General features: G+C 64.4%; 11 protein-coding genes. 1 reads left to right on the top strand and 10 read right to left on the bottom strand.

All coding sequences use genetic code 11. From position 1 onward, the window contains the following. Positions 1-7 precede the first annotated feature (7 nt). Positions 8-394, top strand: a complete 387-nt coding sequence (locus HZZ13_RS09810) for a response regulator transcription factor (RefSeq protein WP_109143649.1) — start codon at positions 8-10, stop codon at positions 392-394. 109 nt (positions 395-503) lie between these two features. Here HZZ13_RS09810 and HZZ13_RS09805 read toward each other — a convergent pair whose 3' ends face one another. The 10 genes from HZZ13_RS09805 to adh all read right to left on the bottom strand — a co-directional run bounded on the left by HZZ13_RS09805 (position 504) and on the right by adh (position 11,244). Further along, positions 504-1,475, bottom strand: coding sequence for a tripartite tricarboxylate transporter substrate binding protein BugD (locus tag HZZ13_RS09805; RefSeq protein ID WP_197959405.1), 972 nt, complete (start codon positions 1,473-1,475; stop codon positions 504-506). Between the two features lie 200 nt (positions 1,476-1,675). Then, complete coding sequence (locus HZZ13_RS09800) at positions 1,676-2,917, bottom strand: threonine synthase (RefSeq protein WP_197959404.1); 1,242 nt, start codon at positions 2,915-2,917, stop codon at positions 1,676-1,678. 135 nt (positions 2,918-3,052) lie between these two features. After that, positions 3,053-4,474 carry a dihydrolipoyl dehydrogenase gene (gene lpdA / locus HZZ13_RS09795; protein WP_197959403.1) on the bottom strand — a complete coding sequence of 474 codons (1,422 nt, stop codon included), beginning with the start codon at positions 4,472-4,474 and terminating at the stop codon, positions 3,053-3,055. 17 nt (positions 4,475-4,491) lie between these two features. Next, positions 4,492-4,725, bottom strand: coding sequence for a hypothetical protein (locus HZZ13_RS09790; protein ID WP_027574345.1), 234 nt, complete (start codon positions 4,723-4,725; stop codon positions 4,492-4,494). 9 nt (positions 4,726-4,734) lie between these two features. Continuing rightward, complete coding sequence (locus HZZ13_RS09785) at positions 4,735-6,084, bottom strand: pyruvate dehydrogenase complex dihydrolipoamide acetyltransferase (protein ID WP_197959402.1); 1,350 nt, start codon at positions 6,082-6,084, stop codon at positions 4,735-4,737. 63 nt (positions 6,085-6,147) lie between these two features. Next, complete coding sequence (locus HZZ13_RS09780) at positions 6,148-6,600, bottom strand: nucleoside deaminase (RefSeq protein WP_197959401.1); 453 nt, start codon at positions 6,598-6,600, stop codon at positions 6,148-6,150. 2 nt (positions 6,601-6,602) lie between these two features. After that, on the bottom strand, positions 6,603-6,905 hold the full coding sequence (locus tag HZZ13_RS09775; protein ID WP_008547332.1) for a DUF5076 domain-containing protein: 303 nt from the start codon (positions 6,903-6,905) through the stop codon (positions 6,603-6,605). A 3-nt stretch (positions 6,906-6,908) separates the two neighbouring features. Beyond that, on the bottom strand, positions 6,909-8,297 hold the full coding sequence (locus tag HZZ13_RS09770) for a pyruvate dehydrogenase complex E1 component subunit beta (protein ID WP_197959400.1): 1,389 nt from the start codon (positions 8,295-8,297) through the stop codon (positions 6,909-6,911). Between the two features lie 28 nt (positions 8,298-8,325). Next, positions 8,326-9,348 (bottom strand): pyruvate dehydrogenase (acetyl-transferring) E1 component subunit alpha, encoded by a 1,023-nt coding sequence (gene pdhA, locus HZZ13_RS09765; protein ID WP_197959399.1) that lies wholly within the window; start codon positions 9,346-9,348, stop codon positions 8,326-8,328. 378 nt (positions 9,349-9,726) lie between these two features. Then, entirely contained in the window at positions 9,727-11,244 is a 1,518-nt protein-coding gene (gene adh / locus HZZ13_RS09760; protein ID WP_197959398.1) for an aldehyde dehydrogenase, read from the bottom strand. Positions 11,245-11,297: the final 53 nt, after the last annotated feature.

The raw sequence follows: 11,297 nt of genomic DNA, 5'->3' as shown, positions 1-11,297 counted from the left end.
GGACGTCTTGTCAGTGGCTTCGGTCATCTCGGTGCTTGACGACGACCCCTACGTTCGGGCCGCGATCAACAATCTCCTGGAATCGCGCGGATACAACGTCCACACATTCGCCTCGGCGGAAGAGTTCTTGAGCTCGACCGATTCGAGCGACACCTCGTGCGTGATCGCCGACGTGCAGATGCCGCTGATGAGCGGAATCGATCTGTTGACGCAGATGCGGGCGCAGGGTTCGGCTACGCCGTTCATATTCATCACAGCTTTCCCGGACGAGGGCGTGCGTGTGCGGGCGCTCGATGCGGGCGCAATCTGTTTCCTCGGTAAGCCGTTCGCCGCCTCCGATCTGATGCAATGCCTGGACCGTGCGCTGGCACCAGGTCACCAAACCACGTCGTGAGCGCCCCGCCGCCAGCAAACGCGGCGGTGACCGAGACGGCCGCGTTGGCGGCCTGCTCAGAAGGATCGCGGAATCTCGCCACAACGGCGAGGCCTGTGTCGCCCGGCGCTCAATCCACCTTGATGTTGGCCGCCTTGATGATCGGCCACCATTTCGCGATTTCGGACTTTTGCCGCGAGCCGAGCGCTTCGGGCGTGAGCTGGTCCTTGGGCGTCATCTCGAGGCCCTGGCTTTCGAGCTGCTTCCGCACGGCCGGATCGTTCAGCGCCTCCACGGCCGCGGCGTTGAGCTTTGCCACGATCTCCTTCGGCGTGCCCTTCGGCACCCACATGCCCGACCACAGCGTCATGTTGAAGCCTTTCAGGCCCGCCTCGTCCGCTGTCGGGATCTCGGGCGCGGAGGCGAGGCGCTTGTCGTCGGTGACGGCGTAGGCGCGGATGGTGCCGGCGCGGACCTGGCTGATGGAGTTGGAGGTCTGGTCGACGATGATGTCGATCTGGCCGGCGATGAGATCGTTCAATGCCGGCGCAGTGCCGCGATACGGCACGTATTGCAGCCTGATGCCGGAGACGTTCTCGAAATAGACGCCGGCGATGTGGCTGCCGGAGCCCGCGCCGGCCGTGCCCGCGGTCGGCGGCGACGGCCGCGACTTCAGCCATTCGATCAACTCCTTCAGCGAGGTCGCGGGCACCGCATTCTTGCTGACCACGATCATCGGGTTGCTCGGCAGCAGCACCACCGGCTCGAGATCGGTGACGAGGTCGTATTTGAGCTTGTAGACGGCGCCGTTGGCGACGTGGGTGCCGAGATGGCCGAACGAGATGGTGTAGCCGTCGGGCGGCGATTGCACGGCGCGGGCCACACCGATGGAGCCGCCGGCGCCGGTGACGTTCTCGACCACGACCGGCTGGCCGAGCGGCACCCGCATGCGCTCGGCGAGCACGCGCGCCATTGCGTCCGAAGGGCCCCCGGCCGCGAACGGCACGATGATGGTGATCGGACGCGAGGGATAATCGTCGGCGTGCGCGACGCCTGCAACAGCGAGAACAGCAATCAGCGCAGCCCAGACGGCCTTCGTCATTGTCTTCTCCCCAGCGATGTCTTTTTGCTCTTCTTCACCTCTCCCCGCTTGCGGGGAGAGGTCGATTTGCGAAGCAATTCGGGTGAGGGGGTACAGGTCTCACGAATATCTCATTCGCGGAGAGAGGCCCCTCACCCCAACCCTCCCAGCGCGAGCGAAGCTCGTCGCGCCCCCCGTAAGAACGGGGAGAGGGAGAACTGCTAGAATTGGGAATAGTCGATCGGCTTGTGGCGATCGAGCGTGCGGGTGACCGGCGGCAGCGGATATTTCAGGCCGGTCGCGCAGTTGAACAGCATGACACGATCGGTCTTGCTGACGCGGCCGTCGGCGAGACTTTCCTTGTAAGCGGCGTAGGTCGCGGCGCCCTCGGGGCAGAGCAGCAGCCCCTCCTCGCGCGCGACCTCGTTCAACGCCGCCGAGATCTTGTCGTCGTCGACCGCGATGGCAAAGCCCTTGCTCTCGCGCACCGCGCGCAGGATGAGGAAATCGCCGATCGCTTGCGGCACGCGGATGCCCGAGGCGATGGTGTGGGCGTCCTCCCAGCGCGTCGCATGCTCCGTCCCGGCATCAAAGGCGCGCACCATCGGCGCGCAGCCGGAGGCCTGCACCGCGACCATGCGCGGGCGCTTTGAGCCGATGAAGCCGATCTTCTCCAGCTCGTCGAACGCTTTCCACATGCCGATCAGGCCGGTGCCGCCGCCGGTCGGATAGAAGATCACGTCGGGCACGTCCCAGCCGAGCTGCTCGGCGAGCTCCAGGCCCATCGTCTTCTTGCCCTCGATGCGGTACGGCTCCTTCAAGGTCGAGGTGTCGAACCAGCCGACTTTCGCCTTGCCCTCGCCGACGATCTTGCCGCAATCGTCGATATAGCCGTTGACCCGGTAGACGGTCGCGCCCTGCAGCTCGATCTCGCTGACGTTCACTTCGGGCGTGTCGGCCGGGCAGAAGATCGTGGTCTTGATGCCGCAGCTCGTCGCGTAAGCCGCGAGCGCCGCGCCGGCATTGCCGTTGGTCGGCATCGCCATGTGCTTGATGCCGAGCGCCTTGCCCATCGACACCGCCATCACGAGGCCGCGCGCCTTGAACGAGCCGGTCGGCAGCCGTCCCTCGTCCTTGACGATGATCTCGCCGCCGCCGAGTTTGGCGCCGAGCTTCGGCAGCCGGATCAGCGGCGTCGTGACCTCGCCGAGCGAGACGATGTCCTTGCATTTGCGCACCGGTAGCAGCTCCCGGTATCGCCACATGTCGCCGGGCCGCTGGCTAAGCGCGTCCTTGGTCAGCGCCTTCTTCACGCCCGCGAGGTCGTAGCGCACCAGAAGCGGCTTGTCGGCCTTGGAGAGATTGTGCACCTGGTCGGCGGCGTAATGATCGCCCTCCATCGCGCATTCGAGGTGGGTGACGAAGGTCGGGCGTTCGATGATGAGGTTATCGTTGTCGTGCATGCTGCTTCTTTCTTTTTGCTTATTGATCCGCTCTTTCCACTCGTCATTGCGAGGAGCTCTTGCGACGAAGCAATCCAGACCATGTCCGCGGAGGCATTCTGGATTGCTTCGCTTCGCTCGCAATGACGGCGGTCGTCAAATATTCAACACCCGTCCGTACGCATCCAGCACGGCTTCCTTCATCATCTCTGACAGGGTCGGATGCGGGAACACCGTATGCATCAGCTCTTCTTCGGTGGTCTCCAGGTTCATGGCGACCACGTAGCCCTGGATCAGCTCGGTGACCTCGGCGCCAACCATGTGGGCCCCTAACAGCTGACCGGTCTTCTTGTCGAAGATCACCTTGACCAGACCCTGGTCCTCGCCGAGCGCGATCGCCTTGCCGTTGCCGACGAAGGGGAAGCGGCCGACGCGGATCTCGCGGCCGTTCTCCTTGGCCTTGGCTTCGGTGAGGCCCACGGAGGCGACCTGCGGATGGCAATAGGTGCAGCCCGGGATCATGTTTTTGTCCATGGGGTGCGGATTGAGGCCCTTGATCGCCTCGACGCAGATCACGCCCTCATGCTCGGCTTTGTGAGCGAGCATCGGCGGACCGGCGACATCGCCGATGGCGTAGATGCCGGGAACGTTGGTCTTGCCGTGACCGTCGACCACGATGATACCGCGGTCGGTCTTGACCCCCAGTTTTTCCAGGCCGAGATTCTCGATGTTGCCCACGACGCCGACCGCCGAGATCACCCGTTCGAACTCGGTCGTCACGGGCTTGCCCTTGCCGTCGTCGATGGTGGCGACGACGCTATCGGTGTTCTTCTCGAGCTTTGTGACTTTGGTCGAGGACATGATTTTCATGCCCATCTTCTCAAAGCGTTTCCGCGCGAGCCCTGCGATCTCCGCGTCCTCCACGGGAAGGATCTGCGGCAGCACCTCGACGACCGTGACGTCGGACCCCATGGTGTGGAAGAACGAGGCGAACTCGATGCCGATCGCACCGGAGCCGACCACCAGCAGCGACTTCGGAATCCGATCCGGCACCATCGCCTCGAAATAGGTCCAGACCAGCTTCTGGTCGGACTCGAGCCCGGGCAGCACGCGCGGCCGTGCGCCGGTCGCGACGATGATGTGCTTGGCCTGGTAGGTCCCCTCGCCCAGCGAGCCCTTCGGCGCCTCGACGTCGGACTTCTTCACGGTGACCTTGCCGGGCGCGTCGATCGCGGCCGCGCCCCAGATCACGCTGACCTTGTTCTTCTTCATCAGGAAGCCGACGCCCGTGTTCAGCTGCTTCGAGACACCGCGCGAGCGCTGCACCACGGCCTTCGGATCGAACGAGACCTTCTCGGCCGACAGGCCATAGTCCTTGGCGTGCTGCATGTAGTGGTAGATCTCGGCCGAGCGTAAAAGCGCCTTGGTCGGAATGCAGCCCCAGTTCAGGCAGATGCCGCCGAGATAGGATTTTTCGACAATCGCGGTCTTGAAGCCGAGCTGCGCGGCCCGGATTGCGGTGACATAGCCGCCGGGGCCGGAGCCGATGATGATGACGTCGAAGGATGTATCGGCCATGGCGGCTCCCGTTCAACTCAAGAGGTCGTTGCGCCGCCGGAGCGGCGTTTTGAAATGATCGACCTGACCAGCCATTCGATGACGCAGATCGAGATCAGGATCGCAAGACCGATGAAGACGATCGGCTGGGCAATGCTGCGCGAGAGCAGCTCGCCGCTGAAGAAGGCGTCGCGCAGAACGCCGGTGCCGAGCGGGCTGACGAGGATGATGATCGACAGCAGCATCGAGATCCAGGGCCAGCGCGTCGTCATGCGGCGGCTCTAGACCATCATCATGACGGGGTTTTCGATCAGCTGCTTGAAGGCGCCGATCAGCTCGGCGCCGAGCGCGCCGTCGATGGCGCGGTGATCGCAGGACAGGGTCACGCTCATCATGTGCGCGATCTCGATCTTGCCGCCGCGCACCACGGGGCGCTCCTCGCTGGTGCCGACCGCGAGGATGGTCGCATGCGGCGGGTTGATCACGGCGGTGAAATGGCTGATGCCGTACATGCCGAGGTTGGAGACGGCGGTGGTGCCGCCCTGATATTCCTCAGGCTTCAGCTTGCGCGAGCGGGCCCGCGCGGCAAAATCCTTCATCTCGTTGGAGATGGTCGACAGCGTCTTGGTCTCGGCCTTGCGGATGATCGGCGTGATCAGGCCGCCGGGCATCGCCACGGCAACGCCGACGTCGGAATGGTGGTGCTTGACCATGCCGCTTTCGGTCCAGCTGACGTTGCAGTTCGGGATCTTCTGCAGCGCGACCGCCATCGCCTTGATGACGAAGTCGTTGACCGAGATCTTGTAGAGCGGCTTCTTCTCCTTGTCCTTGGGAGCCGCCGCATTGATCTCCTCGCGGGCAGTGAGCAGCTTGCCGATGTCGCAGTCGATGGTGAGATAGAAGTGCGGGACGTTCTGGATCGACGCGGTCAGGCGTTGGGCGATGGTGCGGCGCATGCCGTCATGCGGGACGATGTCGTAGGAGCCGCGCTCGAACAGCGACAGGATCTGCTTGTCCGACATGGTCGGCGCGATCACGGGCGCGCCTGATGGCGCAGCAGTGGGTGCTTTCAGACCCTTGCCGGACTTGGCCTGCTCGACGTCGCGCGCGACCACGCGGCCATGCGGACCGGTACCGGTGACCATGGCGACATCGATGCCGGCTTCCTTGGCGAGACGGCGCGCCAGTGGCGATGAGAACACGCGGCCGCCATGGCCGTTGCCCTGTACGGCCGGTGCGGCGGGCTGCGGGGCCGGTGCGGCGGCAGGTGCCGGCGCCGCCTTCGGTGCGGCCGGAGCAGGTGCCGGAGCAGCAGCGGGTGCCTCAGCGGTCTTGGGGGGTGTAGCCGAGGCGGTCGGCTTCGCAGCGCCGGCCGCCTTCACGTCCTCGCCTTCTCCGGCGAGCACGGCGATGACGTCGTTGACCGGAACGTCCTGCGTGCCCTCGGGCACCAGGATCTTGGCGATCGTGCCCTCGTCGATCGCCTCGACCTCCATGGTCGCCTTGTCGGTCTCGATCTCGGCGATGACGTCGCCGGACTTGACCTTGTCGCCCTCCTTCTTCAGCCACTTGGCGAGGTTGCCCTTCTCCATCGTCGGCGAGAGAGCGGGCATCAGGATGTTGATGGGCATGCTGACCTCAAGAAGAACTTTGCAAAACGTCGTCTTGCGACAGCGAAGACGAACAGACCAGGTTTAGTTGCCGATGTCGCCCTGCCACAGGCGCTCATTGGCAGGGATGGAACGCCAATTCTTCATCATGGTGATGGAGCGGTCGTCGGCAAGATCGATCCAGGGGATGCCGAACTTGTCGAGGATGTCCTTGGAGCCGGGGAAGGTAATGGACTCTCCGATCACCACCAGCTTGACCTTGAACAGCGCGAGCGCGCCGGCGCACATCGAACATGGCGACAGCGTGGTGTACATGACGGTGTCGTGGAACGAGATCGCGCCGGCCTCGCGCAGGCAGCTCATCTCGCCGTGCAGGATCGGATTGTTCTCCTGCACGCGGTTGTTGTGACCGCGGGCGATGATCTTGTTGTCGCGGGTCAGCACGGCGCCGATCGGCAGGCCGCCCTGCGCGATCGAGGCTTCCGCCTCGCGGATCGCCTCCAGCATGAAATCGTAATGATAGGCTTCGATCGCCATGGTCAGTGCCCCTTGCCGCGCGGCGTCGTGGTACCGGTGTCGGTGGGACGCTCGATCTCGGCCTGGAACATGTCGAGGATCCGGTTCAGCGCGTCCTCCTCGGTGTATTCGCTCTCGCGCGCATAGGCGCGTGCGGCATGGCGGGCGAGATCGACGAGCAGGAGGCCCCACATGTCGGGCTCCTCGAAGGCGCGCTGGAATGCCATCGACAGCCCGCCGTCCAGCACGAACACGCGCAGGATCTCGACCGCATCGTCGCGGGTCATGACGTCGGGCGGCAGTGGCTGCTCCTTCGGGCCTGCCATGGTCTACCTGTAGCAGACGGCTTTGGCGGCCTCGACGACTTCCGCCGCCGAGGGCAGCGCGAGCTTCTCCAGGTTCGAAGCATAGGGCATCGGCACGTCCTTGCCGGACACGCGCGTCACCGGCGCGTCGAGATAATCGAAGGCGTTCTCCATGATGCGCGCGGCAATCTCGGCGCCGACGCCGCTCTGGGCCCAGCCCTCTTCCACCGTGACGGCGCGGCCCGTCTTCTTGACCGAATTGATGATGGTCTCGGTGTCCATGGGACGCAGCGTGCGCAGATCGATCACCTCGGCCTCGATACCCTCCTTCGCGAGCTCGTCGGCGGCCTTCAGGGCATAGGTCATGCCGTTCGACCAGGAGATAATGGTGACGTGGCTGCCGGCGCGGACGATCCGCGCCTTGCCGATCGGGATGATGAAGTCGTCGAGCTTCGGCACTTCGCCGGTGTGGCCGTACAGCACCTCGTTCTCGAGGAAGATCACCGGATTGGGATCGCGGATCGCGGCCTTGAGCAGGCCCTTGGCGTCGGCGGCCGAATATGGCGCGACCACCTTGAGGCCCGGGACGTGCGAGTACCACGCCGAATAGTCCTGGCTGTGCTGGGCGGCGACGCGCGCGGCCGCACCGTTCGGGCCGCGGAACACGATCGAGCAGCCCATCTGACCACCCGACATGTAGAGCGTCTTGGCCGCCGAGTTGATGATCTGGTCGATCGCCTGCATGGCGAAGTTGAAGGTCATGAACTCGACGATGGGCTTGAGGCCGGTCATCGCGGCGCCGACGCCGACGCCGGCAAAGCCGTGCTCGGTGATCGGCGTGTCGATCACGCGCTTGGCGCCGAACTCCTGGAGCAGGCCCTGGGTCACCTTGTAGGCGCCCTGATATTCGGCCACTTCTTCGCCCATCACGAACACGTCCGGGTCGCGGCGCATCTCTTCGGCCATGGCATCGCGCAGCGCTTCGCGGATGGTCTGCGTCACCATTTCGGTGCCGGCGGGGACTTCCGGATCGGGCTCAGCGATGGCCTGCGGAGCGGGTGCTGCCTTTGGCGCGGGCGCTTCAGCCTTTGCAGCGGCGGGCGGCGCGGACTCCGCCGCCTTCTCCTGCTTGGCCGGCGCGCTTGCCTTTGCAAGATCAGCCGCGCTCTCGCCGTCGGCGAGGATGGTCGCGATCGGCGTGTTCACCGCGACGTCAGCGGTGCCCTCGGGGATCAGGATCTTGCCGAGCGTGCCCTCGTCGGTCGCCTCGACCTCCATGGTCGCCTTGTCGGTCTCGATCTCGGCGATCACGTCGCCGGACTTGATCGTCTCGCCCTCTTTCTTCAGCCATTTGGCGAGGTTGCCCTTCTCCATCGTGGGCGACAACGCGGGCATCAGCACTTGAATTGGCATATCTTCTCCAAAGAAAGCTTGCGCGCGTTCAGCGGTACACGTCGGTCCAGAGCTCGGCGGCATCCGGCTCGGGATCGTGCTGGGCGAAATCGGCGGAGGCGTTGACGATGTCGCGCACCTCGGCATCGATCGCCTTCAGATCAGCTTCGCTGACCTTGGCGGCGAGCAAGCGATTGCGCACCTGCTCGATCGGATCCTGGTCGTGGCGAACCTTCTCGACCTCCTCGCGGGTGCGATATTTTGCAGGATCGGACATCGAATGGCCGCGGTAGCGATAGGTCTGCATCTCCAGGATGTAGGGGCCCTTGCCGGCACGGCACCAGGCTGCCGCCTCCTCGCCCGCAGCCTTGACAGCGCGGACGTCCATGCCATCGACCTGCTTGCCGGGAATGTTGAAGGATGCACCGCGCTTGGAGAAATCCTGCTGGGCGGAGGCGCGCGAGACCGAGGTGCCCATGGCGTAGCGGTTGTTCTCGATGACGAAAATTACCGGCAGCTTCCAGAGCTCCGCCATGTTGAAGCTCTCGTAGACCTGGCCCTGGTTGGCCGCGCCGTCGCCGAAATAAGTGACGCTGACATTGCCGTTGCCGCGATAGTGATTGGCGAAGGCAAGGCCCGTGCCGAGCGAGACCTGGGCGCCGACGATGCCGTGGCCGCCGTAGAAGTGCTTCTCCTTGCTGAACATGTGCATGGAGCCGCCCTTGCCCTTGGAATAGCCGCCACGGCGTCCCGTCAGCTCGGCCATGACACCGTTGGCGTCCATGCCGGTGGCGAGCATGTGACCGTGGTCGCGATAGCCGGTGATGACCTGATCGCCCTCCTTCAGGGCCATCTGCATGCCGACCACCACGGCCTCCTGCCCGATATAGAGGTGGCAGAAGCCGCCGATGGCACCCATGCCGTAGAGCTGGCCGGCCTTTTCCTCGAACCGCCGGATCAGGAGCATGTCGCGGAGCGCCTTGAGTTCCTGCTCCTTCGTGAATTCCGGGGGCGAACCGCCGTCGGTCTTGTCCTGTGCAGCGCTTGCGGCGGCTTTCTTGGGTGCGGCCATGGGAATTCCGGGTCAGAGAAAACTTTCGCCCTCTCTAACCCAAGTCAAACGCCCTTGGAAAGCACCGCGGCGGCATGGCACGACTTTCATTATGCCGCACTGCAACCTGATCGAAATATTGCAAAATCTTTGGCGCGGATCGGGCAACAAATCGATGCGCGCCATCCGCGTGCGCAGATTCGTGACCGGATCAAGAGCGGCGAACCAACATTATCCTGCCGGTCAAGAACTGGTCTCCCACAATTAGGGCGCTGCAGCTTCCGCAACGTCATGGCCGGGCTTGTCCCGGCCATCCACGCCTTGGCCCACAGCGGCAGGAAGAACGTGGATGCCCGGGACAAGCCCGGGCATGACGCCTCGTGCGCGCGGCGTTCTTGATCAGAAGAAGCCGAGCTTTTTCGGGCTGTAGCTGACCAGGAGGTTCTTGGTCTGCTGGTAATGATCGAGCATCATCTTGTGGGTCTCGCGCCCGACGCCCGACTGCTTGTAACCGCCAAACGCCGCATGGGCGGGATAGGCGTGGTAGCAATTGGTCCAGACCCGACCGGCCTGGATCTCCCGGCCGAAGCGGTAGCAGCGGTTGGCGTCGCGGCTCCAGACGCCGGCGCCCAGGCCGTAGAGCGTGTCGTTGGCGATCGCGAGCGCCTCTTCGTCGGTCTTGAAGGTGGTGACCGAGACAACGGGGCCGAAAATCTCCTCTTGGAAGATTCGCATCTTGTTGTGGCCCTCGAACACGGTCGGCTGGACGTAGAAGCCGCCGGCGAGATCGCCGCCGAGATCGGCGCGTCCGCCGCCGGCCAGCACCTTGGCGCCCTCCTGCTTGCCGATGTCGATATAGGAAAGGATCTTGCTGAGCTGCTCGCTCGAGGCCTGCGCGCCGATCATGGTCGTGGCATCGCGCGGATCGCCCTGCTTGATCGCGGCGACGCGCTTGAGCGCCCGCTCCATGAAGCGGTCGTAGATGTCGGCATGGACCAGCGCCCGGCTCGGACAGGTGCAGACCTCGCCCTGGTTCAGCGAGAACATGACGAAGCCCTCGATCGCCTTGTCGAAGAAATCGTCGTCCTCGGCGGTGACGTCCTTGAAGAAGATGTTCGGCGACTTGCCGCCGAGCTCGAGCGTGACCGGAATCAGATTCTGGCTGGCATATTGCATGATCAGCCGGCCCGTCGTGGTCTCACCGGTGAAGGCGATCTTGGCAATGCGCGGGCTCGACGCCAGCGGCTTGCCGGCCTCGAGGCCAAAGCCGTTGACGATGTTGAGCACGCCAGGCGGCAGCAGGTCGCCGATGATTTCGGCGAAGACCATGATTGAGGCCGGGGTCTGCTCGGCGGGCTTGAGCACCACGCAATTGCCGGCGGCCAGCGCCGGCGCGAGCTTCCAGCAGGCCATCAGAAGCGGGAAGTTCCAGGGAATGATCTGGCCGACCACGCCGAGCGGTTCATGGAAATGATAGGCGATGGTGTCGTGGTCGATCTCTCCGATCGAGCCTTCCTGGGCGCGCACCACACCGGCGAAATAGCGGAAATGGTCGATCGCGAGCGGCAGGTCGGCGGCGCGCGTCTCGCGGATCGGCTTGCCGTTGTCCCAGGTCTCGGCAATCGCGAGGCGCTCGAGGTTCTCTTCCATGCGGTCGGCAATCCGGTTCAGGATCGCGGCGCGCTCGGCGACGCTGGTGCGGCCCCAGGCGGCCTTGGCGGCATGCGCCGCGTCGAGCGCCGCCTCGATGTCCTGCGCCTCGGAGCGCGCGATCTTGCAGACCACCTGGCCGGTCAGGGGCGAGGCATTGTCGAAATATTTCCCGGAGATCGGCGCCACGAACTTGCCGCCGATGAAATTGTCGTAGCGTTCGGCAAAGGGCACTTTGGTGACGCTGAGGAATTCCACCTTGTTCATTGATCGCTCCCGATGTTGCTGCTTGTCGTCGCGTGTTCGCGACTTGCGCCGAC

This window comes from Bradyrhizobium agreste, from assembly GCF_016031625.1.
Taxonomy (GTDB): domain Bacteria; phylum Pseudomonadota; class Alphaproteobacteria; order Rhizobiales; family Xanthobacteraceae; genus Bradyrhizobium; species Bradyrhizobium agreste.
Note: the sequence above shows the minus strand (reverse complement) of the source record. Positions and strands in the feature narration are given on the sequence as shown.